Source organism: Halorubrum wangae (assembly GCF_051194135.1).
Taxonomy (GTDB): Archaea; Halobacteriota; Halobacteria; order Halobacteriales; family Haloferacaceae; genus Halorubrum.
Window position 1 is genome coordinate 50,542 of the sequence record NZ_JBLZNH010000006.1, and the last position, 20,467, is coordinate 71,008.

General features: G+C 69.7%; 21 protein-coding genes and 2 pseudogenes. 14 read left to right on the top strand and 9 right to left on the bottom strand.

Features of this window, described 5'->3' with window-relative positions:
- Nucleotides 1-113 precede the first annotated feature (113 nt).
- Complete coding sequence (locus ACNS84_RS15415; RefSeq protein WP_435075750.1) at nucleotides 114-434, top strand: ASCH domain-containing protein; 321 nt, start codon at nucleotides 114-116, stop codon at nucleotides 432-434.
- A gap of 33 nt (nucleotides 435-467) precedes the next feature.
- Here ACNS84_RS15415 and ACNS84_RS15420 read toward each other — a convergent pair whose 3' ends face one another.
- A complete protein-coding gene (locus ACNS84_RS15420) occupies nucleotides 468-821 on the bottom strand; it encodes a 2Fe-2S iron-sulfur cluster-binding protein (protein WP_435075751.1) in 354 nt (117 codons plus the stop codon).
- 142 nt (nucleotides 822-963) lie between these two features.
- On the opposite strand from ACNS84_RS15420, the gene mvaD reads away from it, so the two are divergent.
- Nucleotides 964-1,962, top strand: coding sequence for a phosphomevalonate decarboxylase MvaD (gene mvaD, locus ACNS84_RS15425; protein ID WP_435075753.1), 999 nt, complete (start codon nucleotides 964-966; stop codon nucleotides 1,960-1,962).
- A 39-nt stretch (nucleotides 1,963-2,001) separates the two neighbouring features.
- Here the strand turns inward: mvaD and ACNS84_RS15430 are convergent, their stop codons facing one another.
- The 6 genes and pseudogenes from ACNS84_RS15430 to dacZ all read right to left on the bottom strand — a co-directional run bounded on the left by ACNS84_RS15430 (nucleotide 2,002) and on the right by dacZ (nucleotide 9,068).
- Nucleotides 2,002-3,522, bottom strand: a complete 1,521-nt coding sequence (locus ACNS84_RS15430; RefSeq protein ID WP_435075754.1) for a cryptochrome/photolyase family protein — start codon at nucleotides 3,520-3,522, stop codon at nucleotides 2,002-2,004.
- Between the two features lie 117 nt (nucleotides 3,523-3,639).
- Nucleotides 3,640-4,086 (bottom strand): phosphate-starvation-inducible PsiE family protein, encoded by a 447-nt coding sequence (locus ACNS84_RS15435; protein ID WP_435075755.1) that lies wholly within the window; start codon nucleotides 4,084-4,086, stop codon nucleotides 3,640-3,642.
- A gap of 37 nt (nucleotides 4,087-4,123) precedes the next feature.
- Nucleotides 4,124-6,569: pseudogene (locus ACNS84_RS15440) on the bottom strand (DEAD/DEAH box helicase).
- Between the two features lie 111 nt (nucleotides 6,570-6,680).
- Entirely contained in the window at nucleotides 6,681-7,343 is a 663-nt protein-coding gene (locus ACNS84_RS15445) for a GNAT family N-acetyltransferase (protein ID WP_435075756.1), read from the bottom strand.
- Between the two features lie 123 nt (nucleotides 7,344-7,466).
- On the bottom strand, nucleotides 7,467-8,252 hold the full coding sequence (locus ACNS84_RS15450) for a mechanosensitive ion channel domain-containing protein (RefSeq protein ID WP_435075757.1): 786 nt from the start codon (nucleotides 8,250-8,252) through the stop codon (nucleotides 7,467-7,469).
- Between the two features lie 6 nt (nucleotides 8,253-8,258).
- On the bottom strand, nucleotides 8,259-9,068 hold the full coding sequence (gene dacZ, locus ACNS84_RS15455) for a diadenylate cyclase DacZ (RefSeq protein WP_435075758.1): 810 nt from the start codon (nucleotides 9,066-9,068) through the stop codon (nucleotides 8,259-8,261).
- A 178-nt stretch (nucleotides 9,069-9,246) separates the two neighbouring features.
- On the opposite strand from dacZ, the gene ACNS84_RS15460 reads away from it, so the two are divergent.
- From ACNS84_RS15460 to ACNS84_RS15470, 3 genes are read left to right on the top strand one after another with little or no spacing between them, the layout of a single operon-like run.
- Nucleotides 9,247-10,356, top strand: coding sequence for an aldo/keto reductase (locus ACNS84_RS15460; protein WP_435075759.1), 1,110 nt, complete (start codon nucleotides 9,247-9,249; stop codon nucleotides 10,354-10,356).
- A 57-nt stretch (nucleotides 10,357-10,413) separates the two neighbouring features.
- Nucleotides 10,414-11,067, top strand: coding sequence for a hypothetical protein (locus ACNS84_RS15465; RefSeq protein WP_435075760.1), 654 nt, complete (start codon nucleotides 10,414-10,416; stop codon nucleotides 11,065-11,067).
- Nucleotides 11,064-12,413 (top strand): hypothetical protein, encoded by a 1,350-nt coding sequence (locus ACNS84_RS15470; RefSeq protein ID WP_435075761.1) that lies wholly within the window; start codon nucleotides 11,064-11,066, stop codon nucleotides 12,411-12,413. The genes ACNS84_RS15465 and ACNS84_RS15470 overlap by 4 nt, the downstream gene beginning before the upstream one ends.
- Nucleotides 12,414-12,499: 86 nt before the next feature.
- On the opposite strand, the gene ACNS84_RS15475 is transcribed toward ACNS84_RS15470, so the two are convergent.
- Nucleotides 12,500-12,670, bottom strand: a complete 171-nt coding sequence (locus ACNS84_RS15475) for an HVO_0758 family zinc finger protein (RefSeq protein ID WP_435075762.1) — start codon at nucleotides 12,668-12,670, stop codon at nucleotides 12,500-12,502.
- Between the two features lie 170 nt (nucleotides 12,671-12,840).
- Between ACNS84_RS15475 and ACNS84_RS15480 the strand changes: the two genes are divergently transcribed.
- The 3 genes from ACNS84_RS15480 to ACNS84_RS15490 all read left to right on the top strand — a co-directional run bounded on the left by ACNS84_RS15480 (nucleotide 12,841) and on the right by ACNS84_RS15490 (nucleotide 15,972).
- On the top strand, nucleotides 12,841-14,025 hold the full coding sequence (locus ACNS84_RS15480; protein ID WP_435075763.1) for an MFS transporter: 1,185 nt from the start codon (nucleotides 12,841-12,843) through the stop codon (nucleotides 14,023-14,025).
- Between the two features lie 123 nt (nucleotides 14,026-14,148).
- A complete protein-coding gene (locus ACNS84_RS15485) occupies nucleotides 14,149-15,372 on the top strand; it encodes a glycosyltransferase family protein (protein WP_435075764.1) in 1,224 nt (407 codons plus the stop codon).
- 3 nt (nucleotides 15,373-15,375) lie between these two features.
- On the top strand, nucleotides 15,376-15,972 hold the full coding sequence (locus ACNS84_RS15490; RefSeq protein ID WP_435075765.1) for a DUF7109 family protein: 597 nt from the start codon (nucleotides 15,376-15,378) through the stop codon (nucleotides 15,970-15,972).
- Between the two features lie 45 nt (nucleotides 15,973-16,017).
- On the opposite strand, the gene ACNS84_RS15495 is transcribed toward ACNS84_RS15490, so the two are convergent.
- Entirely contained in the window at nucleotides 16,018-16,401 is a 384-nt protein-coding gene (locus tag ACNS84_RS15495) for a TlpA family protein disulfide reductase (protein ID WP_435075766.1), read from the bottom strand.
- A 120-nt stretch (nucleotides 16,402-16,521) separates the two neighbouring features.
- On the opposite strand from ACNS84_RS15495, the gene ACNS84_RS15500 reads away from it, so the two are divergent.
- The 6 genes and pseudogenes from ACNS84_RS15500 to ACNS84_RS15525 form a co-directional block, all read left to right on the top strand.
- Nucleotides 16,522-17,439, top strand: coding sequence for a PLP-dependent cysteine synthase family protein (locus tag ACNS84_RS15500; protein ID WP_435075767.1), 918 nt, complete (start codon nucleotides 16,522-16,524; stop codon nucleotides 17,437-17,439).
- An 87-nt stretch (nucleotides 17,440-17,526) separates the two neighbouring features.
- Complete coding sequence (locus ACNS84_RS15505; protein ID WP_435075768.1) at nucleotides 17,527-17,922, top strand: hypothetical protein; 396 nt, start codon at nucleotides 17,527-17,529, stop codon at nucleotides 17,920-17,922.
- The gene (locus ACNS84_RS15510; RefSeq protein ID WP_435075769.1) at nucleotides 17,919-18,485 is read left to right on the top strand and encodes an MOSC domain-containing protein; all 567 of its coding nucleotides are present in this window, start codon (nucleotides 17,919-17,921) and stop codon (nucleotides 18,483-18,485) included. The genes ACNS84_RS15505 and ACNS84_RS15510 overlap by 4 nt, the downstream gene beginning before the upstream one ends.
- Before the next feature lie 65 nt (nucleotides 18,486-18,550).
- Entirely contained in the window at nucleotides 18,551-18,787 is a 237-nt protein-coding gene (locus ACNS84_RS15515) for a hypothetical protein (RefSeq protein ID WP_435075770.1), read from the top strand.
- A 94-nt stretch (nucleotides 18,788-18,881) separates the two neighbouring features.
- Nucleotides 18,882-20,054, top strand: coding sequence for an MFS transporter (locus ACNS84_RS15520; RefSeq protein WP_435075771.1), 1,173 nt, complete (start codon nucleotides 18,882-18,884; stop codon nucleotides 20,052-20,054).
- Between the two features lie 149 nt (nucleotides 20,055-20,203).
- Nucleotides 20,204-20,383 (top strand): annotated as a pseudogene (locus ACNS84_RS15525) (IS5/IS1182 family transposase); the annotation flags it as partial.
- Nucleotides 20,384-20,467 lie beyond the last annotated feature (84 nt).

Here is a 20,467-nt window from a genome sequence, read left to right on the forward strand (position 1 = left end):
GAAGATCGGCGACCATCGACCGGAGATCGGCAATCGGCGACCGGGAGATCGGCGAGCCACTGAGGGGAACCGACGCCCGCGCTTATAAACGGATCCGTGTCCAACAGAGCGTCATGAGCCAGAACGACCCCGCCGATCTGCTCCCGAACGACCGCGTGAAGCAGGCGGCGCTCGACGGCGACGTGACGCAACTCCATCGCGGGAATCGGTACGGCGAGGCGGGCGATATTTTCGAGATAGACGGCGTCAGATTCGAACTGACCGAGGTCACCGAACGAACCCTCGGGGACATGACCGACGCCGACGCGAAGCGGGAGGGGTCGCCGTCGCTGGAGGCGTACAAGGAACGAATGGTCCGCGCGCACGGCGGAAGCTTCGACTGGGACGACGACGCCGACGTGGTCCGCCACCGGTTCGAGCGCGTCGACGAGTAGTATTTAAAAGAAACCGCCGCGTCGATCCGCGCCTCAGTCGTCGTCCGCGGCCGCGCCGCCGGCACCGTCGCCCTCCTCACCCGCCGCAGTCGCCGCGTCGTCTTCGATGCTCGGCGGGTACTTTCCACGGTCGAGTTTGAGGTCGGACTGCGGCCGGGCCATGCAGGTGAGCGCGAAGTTCTCCGCCTCCTCGTCGGTGAGCCCGCGGGCTGCCGGCTGGGTCACCTCGCCCTCAACGATCTCGGCGCTGCAGGCGAGGCACATCCCGACGCGGCAGGAGTACTCCTGGGCGATCCCCGCCTCGATGCAGGGCTTGAGGATCGTTTGCGTGTCGGCCACCTCGATCGTCTCGCCGGTGCCGACGAACTCGACGGTGTACTCGGTCATAACGCGGAGTACCCGCCGACCAATCAAAAAGGGTTCCCCTCGATCCCGTCGCCCTCACGGGGACGGAACGTGGTGGTTGGCGGCGGTGTTCTCGTCCTCGCCCATCGCAACGACTAATCCCCCGCCGGACGGTTCCCGAGGTATGACCGGCAAGGCCACCGCGCGAGCCCACCCGATTCAGGGGCTCGTCAAGTACCACGGCATGCGCGACGAGGAACTGCGCTTCCCGTACCACGACAGCATCAGCCTCTGTACCGCACCGACCGCCACGACGACCACGGTAGAGTGGGAGCCCGACGCACCCGAGGACACGTACGTCATCGGCGACGAGGAGGTGGACGGCCGAGCCGCAGAGCGCATCGACATGGTCGTCGATCACGTCCGCGACCTGGCCGGCGTCGACGCCGCCGTCCGGCTGGAGAGCGAGAACTCGTTCCCGTCGAACATCGGCTTCGGCTCCTCGTCGTCCGGTTTCGCGGCCGCCGCACTCGCGCTTACCGAGGCCGCCGGCCTCGACCTCTCCCTCCCCGACGTCTCCACGATCGCCCGCCGCGGGTCCTCCTCCGCGGCGCGCTCGGTGACGGGCGCGTACTCCCAGCTCGACGCTGGACTCAACGACGAGGACTGTCGCTCGCACCGGCTCGATGTCGGCGTGAGCGAGGCCGGCTTCGACCCCGAGGAGGACCTCCGGATCGTCGCCGCACACGTCCCCGCTTATAAAGAGACGGAGGAGGCGCACCGCGAGGCGGCCGCGAGTCACATGATGCAGGCGCGGACCGCCCACGTGCAAGATCAACTCGTCGAGATGACCGACGCGCTCCGCGAGGGCGACTTCGACCGGATCTTCAAGACGGCCGAGCACGACTCCCTCTCGCTGACGGCCACTACCATGACCGGCCCCGCCGGGTGGGTGTACTGGCAGCCCGAGACCATCGCCGTCTTCAACGCGGTCCGCGAGCTCCGTGAGGAGGGGGTCCCCGTCTACTTCTCGACGGACACCGGCGCCTCGGTGTACGTCAACACCCTCGCCGACCACGCCGACGATGTCGAGGCCAGAATCGCCGAGATCGGCATCGACACCGACATCTGGGAGGTCGGGGGTCCGGCGCACGTCCTCGACGAGAGCGAGGCGCTGTTTTAGAGCGAAACGCTGTTTTACGGGTCTCTCAGCGGCGTCCGTTCACGCGTCCGGATCTTCGCCGCGCGCCCGCTTGTACATCGCGAGCGCCTGCTCACGGCGTTCGGAGTGGTCGACGATCGGCGCGGGGTACTCGGGTGCCGCGTTCGCGCGCTGGGTCGGCGACAGCTCGTGCCACTCGTGGATCAGGTCGGCATCGAGCCCTCGCAGTTCGGGGACGTACTCCGTGATGTATTCGGCGTCCGGATCGTAGCGCTCGCCCTGCGTCATCGGATTGAAAATGCGGAAGTAGGGCTGCGCGTCGGTCCCGGTCGAGGCCGCCCACTGCCACCCGCCGTTGTCGTTGGCGGTCTCGTGATCGGCCAGCTTCTCGCGGAAGTGATCGTAGCCGCGTCGCCAGTCAACGAGCAGATCCTTCGTGAGGAAGGAGGCGACGATCATCCGTACGCGGTTGTGCATGAACGCCTCCTCGCGGAGCTGGCGCATCCCGGCGTCGACGATCGGATACCCCGTCTCGCCGCGCTTCCACGCCGCGATCTCCTCGGGGTCGTCGCGCCACTGGATCCCCTCCTCGTACGTCTTGTAGTTATCCGTCACCACCTCGGGGTTGTGGAACAGCACCTGCGTGTAGAACTCCCGCCACGCGAGCTGCTGCTGGTACTCCTCGACCGCGGCGACGGGGCCCTCATCGTCGCCGTCGCCGGCGTCCGGGGACCCCGCGTCACGCTTTTCGGCGGCGGCCATCGCTTGCTTCGTCGCCTCGTACGTCTCTCGCACGCCGATCTCGCCGTATTTGAGAAACGCCGACATGCGCGAGGTCGCCTCGCGGGCCGGGTAGTCGCGATCGGTGTCGTACGCGAAGACAGCGTCCGAGAGGAAGTCGTCGAGCCGTTCGCGGGCGGCCTCTGTCCCGGCCGGGTCCATGTCGGCGTCCGGCTCCGCGAACCCCAGGTCACCCGGGGCGGGCAGATCTCCGACGGCGACCCGATCGGACGCGGCGCCGCCGTCTGTGAGCACACCGTCCTCGCTGCCCACCGCCGCGGCCAGCGCCTCCGCGTCGACGAGCTCGCCCGCTCCCGGCGTCGGCGCGGGGGCGTCAGTCTCGCGGTCGGTCCACTTCCGCCAGTAGTAGGTGTACACTGAGTACGGGTCGCCCGCGTTCGTCCGGATCGAGTCGGGCGTGTGCAACACCGCGTCGTGGTGGGCCTCACGCGCCACGTCGACCTCGTTGAGTGCCTGTCGAACCGCAGCGTCGCGCTCGCGAGCCAGGCCCGAGTAGTCCCGGTTCCAGACGACGCGGTCCGCGTCGAGGGCCTCCGCCAGCTCCGGAAGGACGGCCTCCGGATCGCCGTGGGCGACGAGGAGGTCGCTTCCGCGGTCGCGGTAGTCGTCCCGCAGCGACGCGAGCCCGTCGAGCAGGCGTCGCACTCGCACGTCGCTCGCGTGTGCAAGCACGTCGTCGTCGAAGACGAACACGGCGGCGACCTCCCCCTGGTTGGCGGCGGCGGCCAGTCCGACGTTGTCGGCGAGTCTGAGGTCACGTCGGTGCCAGAACAGCTCCATGAGATCGACACGGGTGCAAGTACCCTGAAACCACCGGCGATCGTCACGAGATCGACCGTCGTTGACCGGGCGCCGACGCCGGTCACGGCGGTCGGCTCACAGCTCCGGGCGGTCAGCTCACAGCTCCGGGCGGTCGGGAACCTCCACCCCGTCGAGGAGGTAGTACCCGAACGCGAGCGCGAGGACCAGCACCGCGATCGCGAGCGCGGCGAGGACCGTCTCCTGACCCGTGTCGTAGTCTTCCAGCCGGAAGTTGATCGCCCGACGAGCGATGGCGATGATCGCCGCGCTGACCACGATCCGGAGGACGGGCTTCCCCTTGGCGTAGGCCAGCAGCGTCCGGTGGACCTCGACGATGATCAGAAGCAGGAGCACGCTATCGAGCAGTTCGACCACCGCGTTCGGGTCCGTGAAATTGCCGGTGACCAACAGCCCGTACAGCGACAGGAACAGGTCGAACACGCCGATGAGGAACAGGATGAGGAGGAAGTACGCGGCCCCGAGCACCAACCACTCCATCGTCACTGCCGCCGGCTCCGTTGCGTCGTCGATATCGAACGCCATACCTCCCGCTCAGGCGGAATCGGCAAGTCGCTTGCGACTACCCGTCGGCGGTCAACTCCTCCAACAGGTGAACTGCCGGCGCCTTCGCGAGCGGGTCGTTGGCGTTACCGCAGTGCGGGGACTGGACGCACGACGGACACCCCCCCCTCGCAGTCGCAGCCGTCGATGAGCCGGGCGGTGCGCGCCATCAGCTCCTCGATCCGCTCGTGGCCCCGGCGCGTGAGGCCGACCCCGCCCGGGTAGCCGTCGTAGACGAACACCGCCGGCGCGTCCGTGTGCGGGTGGTACGGCGTCGAAATCCCGCCGATGTCGGCGCGGTCGCAGAGCAGGTGGAACGGGAACAGCGAGATGATCCCGTGCTCGGCCGCGTGGATCCCGCCGTTGAACGCGTACTCGCCCCCGGCTCCGGTGGCGTTTCCACCGCCATCGGTCGGCGTCCCGCCGGCGTCCGCCGCGCTCGTGCCGTCGTCCGTCGGCGCCGCCGCGTCGGCGTCGTCTCCTTCGCGACTCCCGATCGACCGCATCTCCGACTCCACGTCGCCGGGAACCGGAAAGTAGAGCGCCTTCGTCCGCAGCGTCGTCTCGGGCAGGTCGAGCATCGACTCGCCGAGCGACTCGCCGGTCTTGGCGTCCTTCCGGACGAACCCCGTCATCTGCTCCGTGACGGTCACGTCAGCGAACCGGACCGGTACGTCTGCGCGGGCGGCGAGTTCGCGCTCCGCGAGGTTCTCGTTCACGACGATGTCCTTCTCGGTGAGCGGCTGCGTGTAGTAGTCGGCCCACGAGGACTGCAGTTCTGCCACGTCGCGGTCGAGGTCCAGAGCCGTCACCTCGTAGGTGCGCCCCTGTTGGTGGTAGATAGCGCCCGGGTGGGCGTCGCGGAGTGCGTCCGCGAATCCGAGCGAGGCGACCGTCTCGTTCCGCGAGGTGTCGATCAGGTCGACCTCGCGGTCGCCCACCGTCCGGAGGCTCACGGACTGCTGCGGGCTCGACGAGCCGGCGTAGGTCCAGCGAGTCCCGGCGGCGACGTCCCGCCTGTCGAGGATTCCCTCGTCGGTGAGGTCCGCGACGACGCCCGGGAACGTCTCGCCGAAGTAGCGCTCGTCGTCGGGCGAGAGCCAGCGCTCGTCGGCCGCGCAGGCGACGTGGCCGGGGAGCAGTTCTCCGTTCTCCGGGTCGCAGATCGCGTCCTCCGGCGGCGCGTCGAAGAAGTCGGCCGGATTGTTCATCAGGTACTGGTCGAGCTGATCCTCGCCGCCGACCATCACGACGAGGGCGGGGTCGTCACCGCGGCCGGCCCGCCCCGCACGCTGGTACGCCGACATCCGCGTGCCGGGGTACCCGTCCAGGATGACGGCGTCGAGCCCGCCGACGTCGACGCCGAGTTCGAGCGCGCTCGTCGACCAGACGCCCCGGAGGTCGCCGGCGTGGAGGGCGGTCTCTATCTCGCGTCGGCGCTCGTTCGTCAGGGCGGCCTGGTATGCGCCCACCTTCCCCGCGAGGTCGCGCTCGCCGCGGTCGCGGAGGTCGCTCGCGCTGTCGGTCGCGTACTGCTCCGCCGTCTGGCGCGCCCTCGTGAACGCCAGCGTCTGAGCGCCGGCGGCCACGAGGTCACAGAAGAGTCGCTTGCTCTCCGTGTGATTCGACTTCCGGCGACCGCTTCCGCGCTCGGCCCAGTCGTCGTCGTACTCCGGCGGGTTCCACAACACCCAGTCGCGCGGTCCGCGACCCGACGCGTCCTCGTCCACGAGCGTGATCCCCTCGGGGTCGCGACCGGTCACCGCCGCGACGTGTTCGACCGGGTTGTTGATCGTCGCCGAACAGCAGACGAACTGCGGGCTCGACCCGAACCGCTCGCAAGTTCGCGCGAGCCGACGCATGACCATGGCGACCTGCGAGCCGAACACGCCGCGGTAGCTGTGCACCTCGTCGATCACGACGTACTCCAGCGACGAGAAGAACCAGTCCCACAAGCGCCCGGCGTAGGGCAACAGCGCGTAGTGGAGCATGTCCGGGTTCGAGAGGAGGACCGTCGGCTCGCGGTCGCGCACGTCGCGCTTCTCCGACCGCGAGAGCCGACCGGTGTAGGAGTCGACCGAGACGCCGCTTCCGAAGCCGAGCCCGTGTGCGAGGTCGCCCAGCCCCTCCTCTTGGTCCGCGATCAACGCGTTCTGCGGCCCGAGATAGAGGGTCCGTCCCCCGTGATCCATCGCGGCCTCGAAGGCCGGGACGGTGTACGCGAGCGACTTCCCGCTCGCCGTCTCAGTGGCGAGCACCACGTCGTCGCCCTCGCGGACCGCCCGAATCGCGTCGGCCTGGTGGCGGTAGAGCCGGTCGATCCCGTCTTTCGCAAGGGCGTCCGCCATCCGGGACGCGAGGTCGACGTCGCCGAACGCGGGCTCTCTGGCCGGGAGTCGGCGGTGCTCCGCGATCTGTCCCTCGTAGAACGGTCGGCTCCGCAGCCACTCGATGGCGTCCTCCACGACTACGTGGGCGTGAGGGACGGGCGAGCCTAACGGTTGTGGTGGCGGGGGTCGAAGCGACGCCCGACCACCCGGGAGCGGGACGATCGGCACTCGATCGCCACGGCGATCTCAGTCGTCTGCCGGCGCGTGGCCCCCGGCAGCGGGCGGTTCGTCGCGGGCCGGCGACGCGGACCCCTCTCGCGCGAGGGGCGGCCAGCGGACCTCGGTCGCGACCGGGTCGTCGAGGTCAAGTTCCATCCGAAGCTCACCGCGGCGGTCGGCGAGTTCGAACCCGACCGTCCGGTAGACGCGTCGGGCGATGCGGTTCCCGCTCTCGACGTGGAGTTCGAGCCCCTCGCGCCCCGCGGCCGAGGCGTTCGCGATCACGTGTCGACAAAGCTCGGTCCCCACGCCGCGCCCCTGCATCGACGGGTGGACGAACACCGCGAGTTCGGGGCGGTCCGCATCGGTCGGCGTGTACATCGCGTGGCCCAGCGCCGCTCCGTTTCGCTCGGCGACGACGTTGTTCCCTTCGGTCAGCATGGCCCGAATCCAGTCCGCCCGGCGCTTGCGCGCCGCCGGCGGGAGCCCCTGTGCGCGGTCTGCGGTCCCGAACCCCTCGTACATCTCGGCGAGCGCCGCGGCGTCCTCCGGCGCGGCGGGGCGGATCGTCCACCGAGCGCCCTCCTTGTCGACGAACCGCGGACAGCGCGCCGGACAGTGAATCGTGCCCTCGCACTCGCTACCGTCCCATCCGTCGCAGGCGACGGCGTCTGCGTCGTCGTGGTTCATGGGTGAACCTGGCTTCCCGAACTGGTTATATCGTGACACCTGATCCCACGGCGTGGGAACGGCCAGCGACCTGGATCGCCGGTCGGTAGTCAGCGCGGGGTCGGGCCCTGGAACGTGCCCGTCTCAGTCTCGGATCAGGATGATCCCGTCACGGAACACCGAGTGGTTCGGGATCACGTGGTCCTCGCCGTCAGCCTCGATGTGCGTGACGAACACGTCGACCTCTTGGACGATACCGCGCTCGCCGGCTACCCTGACCTCGTCGCCCACGCTGTACGGCTCCCGGAGCAGGAGGAACACCCCGGCGGCCGCGCTGGCGACGAGGTCCTTCGTTGCTATGGCGGCGAAGAGGACGACGGCGAAGGCGTACGCCGCGAGCAACACCACCAGCGCGAGCGTCTGGACGCCCACCTGTCCGAGCGCGATCAGCGCGGCGACGTACACGATGCTGTACTTGACGAGCGGCGGCAACATACCCACCTCCGGCAGCTTAATCCCGCGGAGCCGCTCCGCAACGATCAGGTCCGCCTTGTCGCCGACCACGACGCCGACGATCATGACGATCACGGCGACGAACAGGCGGGGAAGGAAGGAGGCGACCGAGGACCAGAACTGGTCGAGGTAGTTGACGTCCGCGACGGTCAGGGCGACGATGATCGCGACGGCGACGATGAAGTAGCTGGACAGCTGCGCCAGGATCCGGACGGTCGACGTGTTGAACTCCCGAACAGTGCGCTCGAAGGCGGTTCCCTCGATCGCCTCCGGTACGCCGGCTCGGGTCAGCAGGCGCCGGTTGATCGCCCCGACGACGGCCGCCACGAACAGGCCGAAGGCGAGCACGAAGAGGGCGAGCCATATCCGGTTGGGCACCCTCGCCACCAACTCCGTGAACGCGTTCGATACCGGCATGGTCGGTCAGTACTCCTCCGGATCGATCTCCAAGACGAGTTCGCCCCCTTTGAACGCCCGGACGAGGCCGTCAGACTCCGAGAGGACGATTGCGGTCGCGTTCGTGTCTCGGGTGATGGCGCCGCCCGCCATGTGTCGCGCGCCGAGTCCCTTCGGGATGTCGACGCCCTCCGCGCCGGGTTCGAGGTAGCGGTACGCGGAGACGATCTTCCCGGAGTCGGAGACCACGAACGCGCCGTCGAGCCGCGAGAACTCCTTGAGCATCACGTTGACGATGGGGTCGCCGACGTGGACGTGTGACTTCTCGAAGGGATTGTACGACAGCGGGCGCGACTTTTTCATCACCTTCCCCGCGTCGCCGACGACGAACAGCGCGCCCACCGGCTTCCCCTTCTGTCCCTTCTGCCCGAGTTCGATCGCGACCTCGAACACGTCACGGATGACGCTCGGTTCCGCCCGGGAATTGACGAACAGGTCGTAGATGCCGGTGTGGACCGTCTCGTCGACAGTGACGCGGACCACCGCGTCTGACCCCCCGTCGAAGACGGACGTGATACAGACGACCTCGTCGCCCTCGTCGACCAACCCGGCGTCCATCGCGCCTTCGATCCCGAACCGGATACGGTCCTTGACGTTGTCGAACGGGAGCGGGAGTTCGACGAACGGCTCGGCGTCGACGGCATTGTCGGGGGCGACGACGACGATCTCCGTGTCGCCCTCGTCGAATCGGGCGTGAAACGAACTCGTCGGCGAGAACAGGAGCACTGCGTCCGCATCCTCAACGAGGTCGGACAGGTGGTCGGTGAGCGAGGCCATTGCCCGACAGACTCTCGGATGACGTATAGTCGTTTTGTCGGTGTCGGCCGAGCGTCCGACGTGTTACACACGCTCGAAACGAGTTTACAGATTTTTCGGGTGACTGCTCGAACCTCTCGCCGCGCCCCGGTCGACGCCGCGCGACTTTTCCCCCCGCGACGCCACCGGTCGAACGAACATGGCGACCCGTGACGCGCTCTGGGCGTACCGCGACCGGTTCGGCGACGCCTTCGGCCGGACGTACTTCCGGCGCTTCGGCCCGGGGGTGATGTCCAGCGTCGGAATCGGCACCTACCTGGGCGAGCCCACGGCCGCAGTCGACGACGCCGCCCGCGAGTCGATCAGACTCGCGCTCCGCTCCGGGGTGAACCACGTCGACACCGCCGTCAACTACCGTTGTGGGCGGGCCGAGCGCGTCGTCGGCGAGGCGGTCCGCGACTCCCCGATCGACCGCGACGCCGTCGTCGTCGCGACGAAGGGCGGCTTCCTCCCCTTCGACGGGGAGCGCCCGGACGACCCCGCGGCGTTCGTCCGCGAACGTTTTCTCTCAACCGGAATCGTCGACGCCGCCGACCTCGCCAACGGGGCGCACGCGATAGCGCCTGCGTACCTGGAGTGGTCGCTCGACCGGTCGCTCGATCGGCTCGGGCTCGACACCGTCGACTGCTTTTATATCCACAACCCGGAAACGCAGCTCGCGACCCGGTCCCACGAGGCGGTGTACGACCAGTTAGCGGCCGCATTCGAGGCGTTAGAGCGTCGGCGCGTGGCCGGCGACGTGGGCGCCTACGGCGTCGCCACGTGGGACGCGTTCCGTGTCCCCGAGGGCGACGAGCGGTATCTCTCGCTCGCCGAGGTCCTCGCACGGGCCGAGGCCGCAGGCGAGACGGTCGGCCCCGACGACGACCACGGGTTCGAGGCGATCCAGCTCCCGTTTAACGTCGCGATGGCGGACGCGTTCACGCGCCGGAACCAGCGGCTCCCCGACGGCGACGGTGACGAACGGGTCTCGGCTCTGGAGTTCGCTCACGAGGCCGGCCTCTCCGTGGTGACCAGCGCGAGCATCGGTCAGGGGGACCTCGCGAGCGAGGGCGCGATCCCGGCCGACGTCGACGCGACGCTCGCGGGGGGAACTCCCGCACAGCGCGCGCTCAACTTCGCTCGGAGCGCGCCGGGCGTCACCTCCTCACTCGTCGGCACGAGCGACCCCGAACACGTCCGCGAGAACGTCGCTGCCGGCACCTTCGACCCGCTGGGTGCCTCTGCGTTCGACGCGGTGTTCGAGTGATCGGCCGGCGAGCGCCGTCCCACAAGACGTTTACCGGGATCTATCCAACCCGCCGTCATGTCCCCGACGCGACGAGCCCTCCTGAGTAGCCTTCCAGTCGGCGCGCTCGCCGGCTGTCTCAGCGGCGCCCTCGAGGACGAGTCGGAGTCGGACCGGCCGCGGCCCTCCGGCACCGACACGGATCCGACCGTGCTGAAGGTCCGAAACCCGAACGGCGACGCCGTCGTGTTCGACGGCGCCGAGACCAACGGCGAGGGAGACTCCATCCCGATCGGGCGCGAACTCGTCACGAGCGCGGAGCAGGCGGCCAATCTGTTGGTCGCCGACGGCGTCGCCGACGCGGACCGGAGGCGGATCCGGTCGTTCCTCGACGAGACGGACTTCGACGCGGAGACGGTGTACGTCGCACGCGCCGGAATCGAGTCGTGTCTCCGCCTCCGAATCCGGTCGGTCTCGTGGCAGCCCGGACGCATCGAGTACGAGTACTGTCGGGAACTCAGACCGCCCGACGAGGCGTGCGAGGCCGAAACGCGGGTCCCCCTCGCGCTGGTCTTCCGGCTCCCCGTCGTGATCGACGGGCGGCTCAACGGCTCCGGCTCGAGCGGCCGCTCGCCGTGTCGGGGAGCGGAGACCGACTACGCGGTGATCGAGGGCAACGCGACCGTGCCCGGGAACGAGACGGCCATCGGCGAGGGAGGTGACGGAGCGTGACGCGGGGTCTCTCCAGACGCGAGGCGCTCGCGGTCGGTGGCGCCGCCGCGCTCGGGACGCTGGCCGGCTGTTCGGGGGGCGATCCCCGGTTCTGGAGCGATCCGCCCTCGCTCGACGTCGACGCGGTTCCGACCGCGTTCGACGCGTCGCCGCCGGAGCGGCCGCGAGTGGTCCCGGTCGACTTCGACCCCGCGGCGGCGACCGCGTTCGCCGACCGGGTCGACCGACTGCTGCGTCCGCTCCCCGAGCCGTTGACCGCGGTGACTCTCCCGAACGGCGAGATCCGCGAGCAGATCGAAACGGCGCGGACGGCCGCCCGCGAGGCGCTCCCGGCGCCGGAAGAGTCCCCGGTCCCCCTAGTGGCCGCGGAGCGGTACGCGACGGCGCGCGACCACGCCGCGACCGCCGTCGGCACGTGGGCCGACGTGACCGTCGCGGGCGACCCGGAAGCGGTGGCCCCGGCCGTCAGTTCGGTCCGGTTTCGGGCGGCGGAGACGCTCGACTCGCTGCCCGGCGCGGCGTCCGACCCGATCACCGGGGGCGCGGTGTACGGACCGATCGAGCGCTGGTACGACGAGTCGCGGCGCCGGACGCTGATGGGCGGGAACGCGGGCGTCGAGCGCCAAGCGAATCCCCTCCGAGTCGGCGAGGCGGTCGGGGACCTCGAACGAATCCAGTCGTACGTCGAGGCGGGACGGCACCTCCGCGACCGGTACCGATCCTTACTCACCGCGTCGGAGCCAGTCGCCGACGCGCTCCGTCGGGCGGCGAAGCGGATCGGGGCCGAGATCGGTGAGCGACTCACGGCGGCTCACGGCGAGGACGCCGAACGGCTCCGGTCGAACCCGGGGACCGAGGGGTTCCTCGACGAGCGGCCGATCCCCGAGGACGCCCCGAGCGTGTCGCTGCTCTCGACGGCGCTCTACCGGACCTTCGAGGACGTCCGGTTCGACCCGATCCCGCTCGACGACTACGAGCCGGAGCACCCGGCGACCGCGTTCACGCGGACCGTGCTCGCGCGCGCTCGGTTCCGCGGTATCGACGCCGTGGCGTCGCGGATCGAGGCGGGCGAGACCATGTTCCCGGCGAGCGCCGACGCGGTCGGCGCGGCGCGCGACGACGCGATCAAGTCGGCGGCGTCGCTCGCGGCGAGCGAGAGCCCGCTGGGCCGGTGGCTCGCGGCGCAGTTCCTCCCGGCGTTTGCGGAGCCGGACCGCGCCCTCGCGAGCGGCGACCGCGACGCTCGCGGCGTGGTCGACGCGTACGCCACGTACCGGTGGATCGAGACCGTCACGACGGCGGCGCGGACGACGACGGAATCGGCCGCGGCGGCGGTCCGACCGTGAGCGGTCGCGGCCGCTCGGCGGGCGCGAGAGGCGAAGAGAGTGGGACGGCGAAGGGAGCAGAGACGGAGATCGCGGCGCTGCGGCCGTCAGCGCAGCTCTTTGTACGTCGCGCTGCACTCGGGACACATCCGGACAGAGAACACCTCGTCTGGGTCGTTTTTCTTTTTTAACACCTTATCGCAGTCGGCGCAGTTCAGTCGCTCGTACGTGTCCTTGAACAAGTCGCCGTCGCGGAGTCCCTTTCGCGTCGATTTCATATCTCTCGGTTGATCGCGTGGGGGTATAAAAACCCCGTACGACGGAAGTCGGACCACGGCCGGTGGATCGTCCTCCAGATCGTGGCCCGTGTGGACGCGGAACGAGGCGAAACGACCCGGAGGCGTCGCGCTTTCGCAACGCTTGTCTCGGGGCGACGTGAAGACCGCCTGTGTCACGGACCCGGCTGTTCGGATCGCTGTGCGCGATGGTGTTCCTCGTCAACTTCGCGCGCGTCGTGTTCGCACCCCTCGTGGGGCAGTTCATCGGCGAGTTCGCGATCGGTGAGGGGACCGCCGGGCTCATCGTCACGCTCGCGTGGCTTGGCTCGGCCGCCCCGCGACTCCCGGCCGGTTGGGCGCTCACGCGATTCTCCCGTCGGCTGGTGATCCTGGTCTCCGGGGCGATGTTGACCCTCGGCGCGCTCGGCGTCGCGCTGGCACCCGGCGTGCCGACGCTGATGGCCGCCGCGTTCGCTATCGGGTTGGCCTCGGGCGTCTACTTCGTCGCCGCCAACCCGTTCATCGCCGAGCTGTTCCCGCAGCGCGTCGGTCGCGTGATGGGCGTGCACGGCACCGCAAGCCAGCTTGCCGCAGTCGCCGCCGCGCCCGTCGTCACGGTCGTGCTGTGGTACGACTGGCGGGTCGCCTTCTACGGGCTCGCCGTCGCGGCGGCCTCGACGACGGTCCTCTTCGCGCTCCTCGCCTCGAGGACGGACCTCCCCGACGCCGGCGCGAGCGACACCGACTTCTTCGGCGGCGCGCGCTCCGAGTGGAAGCTCATCCTGACGGCGGTCGTGCTGATGGGACTCACGGGATTCGTCTGGCAGGGGCTGTTCAACTTCTACGAACTATACATGGTCGACAAGGGGCTTGCGCCGGCGACCGCGCGCAACCTCCTCACAGTGATCTTCGCCGCCGGCGTCCCCGCCTTCCTCGTCTCCGGCGATCTCGCCGACCGGCTCCCGCACGTGCCGTACATCCTCGGAATCGTAACGGCGTTCCTCCTCAGCGTCGTTCTCGTCGTCGCCTCCTCGGGGCTCGCCGTCGTCGTCGCCGCCAGCGTCGCTGTCGGCTTCGCCATCCACATGCTGTTCCCCGCGATGGACACCTTCCTGCTGGCATCGCTGCCGGACGGGTCTCGGGCGTCGGCGTACGCAGTCTACTCTGCGGGCATGATGTCGACGCAGGCGGCCGGGTCGTGGGCGGTCGGCGAGGCGGTCGAGGCCGGCGCCACCTACGACGCCGTCTTCCTCGGGCTCTGCGGGGGACTGGGCGTCGTCATCCTCGCGTACGCCGTACTGGAGCGACTGGGCCGCATTCCGGGCGGCGCGGCCGGCGCGGAATCGGCCGCGTGACCGCCGGGGATCGCCCACCATCGCGGCCCGCGGCGACGGTGCCCCCGAACCGCGCGTCCGGTGTGTCGGCACGCCCCACGGGTATCGCACCTATTTAGGGCATCCCGCTCCTGTTCGGTGATAATGGAGTACGTTCAAGAGCGCGTGACGACGCTCCACGCGCTGACCGACCACCGGCCGGACGCCCCAACCGGCCGGGCGGCGGTCGTGGTGCCGATGACGGAGCGCGAGTACGGGACGCTCGCGGCCGAGCGCGTCCTCACGGCGCTTGAGACGGTCGACCCCGCAAAGCTGATCGTCCCGCTTCGGGCGTCCCCCGACCGCGTCGGCCCCTTCGCCCGGTGGCTCGATGGCTTCGACCTCGACGTTGAGACCCTCTGGTGCGGCGGCCCCCGACTGACCGACCTCCTCGCCGACCGCGGGCTCGACGGCGAACGCGGAAAGGGCCGGGACGTGTGGCTCGCGCTCGGCCGCGCCATGGAAGAGGAGTACGTCGTCGTCCACGACGCCGACACGAAGACGTACTCGCCGGCGTTCGTCGAACGACTGCTGTTCCCGGTCGCGAACGGCCACTCGTTCTCGAAGGGGTACTACGCCCGCGTCGAGGACGGCGCGCTGTACGGTCGCCTCTTCAGGCTGTTCTTCCGCCCGCTCGTCCGCGCGCTCGCCGACGCCACCGGGAGCCGCGAGGCGGGCGTGATCGAGTACCTCGAGGCCTTCCGATACGCGCTCGCCGGGGAATTCGCGGCGACGTCAGAGCTCGTCTCGAAGCTACGAGTCCAGCGCGGGTGGGGGCTCGAAGTCGGAACGCTCGGCGAAGCGTACACCCACGCGGGCTTCGCGGGAAGTGCGCAGGTCGACCTCGGCCGCTACGAGCACGACCACCGGTCCGTCGACGGGCCGACCGGCCTCGCGGACATGAGCCGGGCCGTGGGCGAGGCGACTCTGCGCGCGGTCGAAGACGGCGGCGTCACCGTCGACTACGAGCGGCTCGCCGACCGCTACCGCGAGGCAGCCGAGGCTATGATCGACGGGTACGAGACCGATGCCGCGTTCAACGGGCTCGACTACGACCGCGACGGCGAGCGCTCGCAGGTCGAGACGTACGCCGACGCGCTGGGTCGACCGGAGACAGACACCCGCCTTCCGGCGTGGCGCGACGCCCCGATCACGCCCGCCGAAGTCGCCGAGGCAGCGCGGGCTGACCTCGCCGCTGCGACCGACGACGGAGAGCCGACGGTCGGGCCGACTCGCGTCACGAGGAACGGCGACGTGCGCACGAACGGTCACCGGTCTCCGACTGAGGGGCCGACGAAGCCCTCGGGGCCGTCGCCGGGGGAGGACTGACCGATGACCGGTACAAACGGGACCGACCGAAGCGGGACCGACGGTCCTTCGACGGACGGCGGGACGCCGAGCGTGGCCGCGCGCGACGACCTCGCCGGGGTCGTGGATCTGTTCGGCTGGCTCACTCGCGCGGAGTTGTCGCACGCGCTCTCGGAGCTCGCTTATAAACAGCGGGCCGAGGTCGACGACGACGCCATCGCCGCCGCGATCGACGTCGCCGTCGCGGAGTACGCGCTGGTGCCGGCCCCGCCGGAGGCGCTGGCAGCGGACGGCGACGCGTCGCCGACGGCCGCCGATCCGGACGACGGACTCGACGCCGACGACGTCGCCCTCGCGGTCGGCCCCGCCGCGTTCCCGTCGCTGCCAGCCGACGCCGAAGATCTCCCGCACATCCTCGACGTGCCCGACCGTGACGTGGACCGCGAGCGTCTCTCGGAAGCGGTCCTCGAACGGCTCTCCGCAGATGCGGTCGACGCGATAAGCGAGAGCGACGCCGACCGGTTGGAGGTGCTCGCGGACGTGACCTACGACATCGAGGCGTGGGCGCCCGTGGACGCCACGGCGATACGCGACCAGATCGTCGCCGAGTTCGACGGGTAGCGACCGAGATACAGCGGGGTCGACGTCGGTGGTTTGCCTACGAACTCAGGCGCTCGCCTCGGCCTCGGCGAGTTCGCGTGCGAGGTACTCTGCGATGGAGACGTCCTCCTCCTCGACGAAGCGAGCGAGCTCCACACCGTCGGCCGACTCGACCACGACGGTCGGGATCAGGTCGATGCCGTACTCGTCGACGCCCTCGCCTTCCTTCCCGTCCGGCCCTTTCGTGACCGGGAAGTCCTCGATTCGGTCGTCGGGGACGCCAGCCGCGTCGAGCGCCGCCGCGAACGCGGGGAGCTGTCGCCGACAGTCGCCGCACCAGTCGCCGCCCCACACCTTGAACCGGTAGTCGCCAGCGCCCAGCGCGGTCAGTACGTCGTCGTCGAGAGAGTTGGCGTCCGCGCCGTCGGGCACGAGCGTTTCGAGCGTCATGCGCCCCGGTACGTCGGGCGTCCTTGTAAACGGCGCGTCGGTGGCAACTGCGGCCGCGGTCCCGACGCGCCTTGCCGCGGTCCGTCGGGCATTTGAGTACCGGGCCCGTTCGTCGGTGTAATGGACGACGACGTGTTGCAGGGACTCGGCTCGCCCCTCGTCCGAGTCGACTCGCCCGCGGGAACGACTGTGGCGGCGAAAGTCGAGTCGCGTAACCCGGGCGGCTCCGCCAAGGACCGGCCGGCGCTCTACATGGTCGAAGCGGCCGAGGAGGCGGGCGATCTGGAACCGGGCGACAGGATCGTCGAACCCACCTCGGGGAACACGGGTATCGGGCTGGCGATGGTCGGCGCCGTCAAGGGGTACGACGTGACGCTCGTGATGCCGGAGGGGAAGTCGGTGGAGCGCCGCCGGCTCATGCGCGCGTACGGCGCCGACCTCGAACTGGTCGACGGCGACATCTCCGCGGCAAAGGAACGGGCCGACGAGCTATCGGCCGAGCCAGAGACGGTCCAACTGCGGCAGTTCGAGAATCCCGCCAACCCGCGGGCCCACTACGAGACGACCGGCGCGGAGGTCGTCGAACAGGTCGGCGATCGCACGGTCGACGCGTTCGTTGCCGGCGTCGGGACAGGCGGGACCCTCACGGGTCTTGGCCGTCGACTCCGCGAGGCGTTCCCGGACGTGCGGATCGACGCGGTCGAGCCGAGCGACAACGCCGTCCTCTCCGGCGGCGAGCCCGGACACGACGCGTTTCAGGGGATGGGGCCGGGGTTCGTCTCGCCGAACCTCGACGTCGACCTCATCGACGAGGTCCACACGGCCGACATCGAGGACGCCGAGGCCGAGTGCCGCCGGCTCGCGCGCGAGGAGGGCCTCCTCGTGGGACAGTCCTCCGGTGCCTCGAATCTCGCGGCGAAGGACGTCGCCGCGGCGCTCCGCGAGTCGGGCGCGTACGTCGGAGCGGAGCCACTGGTCGTCACCGTCTACTGGGACAGCGGCGAGCGGTACCTCACCGCCGGCACCTTCGACGAGTAGCCCGCCCGCCGGCCGCGAGCCCCCGGCCGTTGGACGACGAGCCGTCCCCATCCGAACGTTGAGTACCGTCGGGCCCGCAGTTCTCCCGTGAGCACGCACGCCGCAGCCTCTCCCGACGACTCCGACGGGTCGACCCCGGACGCGCCCGACCGGCGGTTCGACGGCCCGTGGCTCCTCGTCCTCGCCGTCGCGGCCGGCGGGTGGACCGTCCTCTACGCCATCGACTGGGCGCTGCTCTCGGCGGGGACGCCGGCTGGCGCCGCCGTGGCGTTCGCCCACGGCTATCTCCTCGCGCCGCTCGCGACCGCCGCGGTCCTCCTCGACGCGCTGTCGCTCGACGAGCGCGGCGTCGCCGACTTCGGCCTTTTTAAATGGCTGTACGCGCTGGTCGCGCTGGCCGCGCCGCCGGTTGCCCTCCTCTACTACGCTCATCGCGTGTGGTTGAAGCCGGACGACTCGACCCTGCTCGGCGGGGCGCCGTGACTGACGACGAGGCGGCGGGCGTCGTCCGGGCGCTCATCACGGCTCCAGAGGGCGGCGCGCCGCCCGAGCGACGGGAGACCGCCGAGATCCGTCCGGGCGGTATGGAGGGCGACCGCTACTACCGCGGTGACGGCCACTTCCAACTCGACGGCTGCGCGGTCACGCTCGTCGCCGCCGAGGCGCTCGATGCAGTCCGCCGAGAGACGGGAATCGACGTCTCAGACGGCCGGCACCGCCGGAACGTCGTCGTCGAGGGGTTCGGATCGGGTATGGACGACCTGCTCGGGGCCACCCTTGCGGTCGGCGACGCGCGCCTGCGACCGACCCGCCGGCGTCCACCCTGCGCACGCGTCGAGCAGTTGGCCGGCGAGGACGGACTCGCCTCGGCGCTACAGAACCGGGGCGGGCTCTGCTGTGACGTCGTCGAAGCGGGACGCGTCGCCGTCGGCGACCCCGTTAAGGTCACCGAGGCAGACCCGCGCACCGCTGGCGCCGCCATCGCGGACCGTCTCCGAAGGGGCCGGTCACCCGGCCACCGCGCGCCGGAGGACGGAGACGAGTGAGCAATCGTCGGTGTGAGTCTCACACTCTGCTTCGGCTGTTAGCCCGTTGAGCACGGAGCGTCCCCATGAAATTCACCTGTCGAGCTACGTTGGATCGGGGCGGGCGTGGTCGCCGCCGCGGGGTACCGGAATTACTCTCAGGGGTCGTCTGCTGCGGGCCGACGCTCCTGCTGGTTATTGGGGTGCAGGCGTCGGCGGGGTTACCTGCCGTCTTCCGGTGGCTCCTCTCGCTCACGGTCCTCGGCCTCGTCGCCACGCTGCTGTGGGTCGGGAGCCGCGTCGATCCGGATGCGGTCGCCTGAGGACGTGTTGAATCACCTCCGGCCTCAACGACCCCCGCGCCGGAACCGAAAGCGTTGAGCGCGGACCGGACCGACGACTCGCCGTGACAGTCGGATGAGTTGGCAGTACCGCCACACGGTGCTGTCGCTGTGCATGCTCGCCTTCCTCGTGACGTACTTCGCCAGGCTGGCGATCAGCCCCGTGGTCCCGCTCATCGTCGACGACTTCGCCGTATCGAACACCGCCATCGGGGTCGCGCTCTCCGGCATGTGGCTGGCGTACGGCACCGCTCAGTTCCCGAGCGGCGTGCTCGCTGATCGGTACGGCGAGCGCCTCGTGATCCTCGTCGCCGTCGGCGGGACCACGGCCATGAGCGTGGTGTTGGGGCTCGCGCCCGTCTACTCGGCGTTCGTGCTGGCGGCGGTCCTCTTGGGACTCGTCGCCGGCCTCCACTACGCGGTGGCGACGACGCTGCTGTCGCGGACGTTCGACAACCTCGGGACGGCCATCGGGCTCCACTCGATTGGCGGCCCGCTCGCCGGACTCGTCGCGCCCGTCGCCGCTGCGTGGGTCGGAGTCCGATACGGCTGGCGTCCCGCGGTCGCGCTGGCCGCGCTGGTCGGCGCACCGGTGTTCCTCCTGTTCGCGTGGCGCGTCCGCCCGACCGAACCGCGGCGCCCCGACCAGCCGATGCGGGAACGGTTCGCGCTCGCGCCGCTCGTCGAACTTCTCTCGCGGCCGAGCGTGCTCCTTCCGCTGTTCGTCGCGATGATCGGCACGTACGTCGTGCAGGGCGTGATGTCGTTCCTCCCGACGTTCCTCGTCGAGTTCCGCGGCTATTCACCGTCCGTCGCCGCGGGGGTGTTCTCGGCGTTCTTCGTCGTCCGCGCCGTCGCCCAGGTCGGGCTCGGTCGGCTCTCGGACCGGGCGGATCGCGACGTCGCCATCGGCGCGGCGATGCTCGCGGGCGCGGTCGGCACCGCCGCCTTCGTCCTCGGTCCCGGATGGATCGGCGTCGGCGTCGCGGTGCTTTTGGCCGGTTCAGGTGCGAGCTTCTTCTCTGCGATCGATCCGCGATTCATGGACGCGCTCGGCGACGCGGAGCGCGGCGCCGGATTCGGACTCGTCCGGACCGTCTACACCGTGATCGGCTCCGCGGGCTCGTTCGGTGTCGGCCTCGCAGCCGACCTGTTCGGCTGGGGCGTCTCCTTCGCGATCCTAGCGGTGCTGTTCGGGGTCACGTTCGCCGTTCTCACGGCGAACCGAGCGCTCGGGACGGGGTACTGAGCGGGTCCGTCTCGGGGCTTCGTTGAATCCCTCAAGTGGTGATAGGTTTTAGCGATCGTACTGAATACAGGACGCGGGCCGTGTTTAGACGCTAGCGAGAGACGTTGTTGGCGAGGATTATGAGTGATTGAAGCGGGAACGAGTCGAGTATGCCCACCCAACTCGCCCGCTTCACCGACAGATGCGTCGATTTGTCTCAAAAATCTGTCGTTGGTGAGCCTCAGCCAGCACTTCAGCAAGGAAATGGTGGCTACGCTGACTGGGTCATCGTTGCAATTCACTGTCTTCGTGAGTATCTCAACCAACCGTACCGGCGGTTGCTCGACATCTGCAAGTCACAACTACGCGAAACGTGTCAAAGACACCTTTGAGTCGGTGAAAACGACGCTTTTGGTCGATTGTAACAGTGGAGC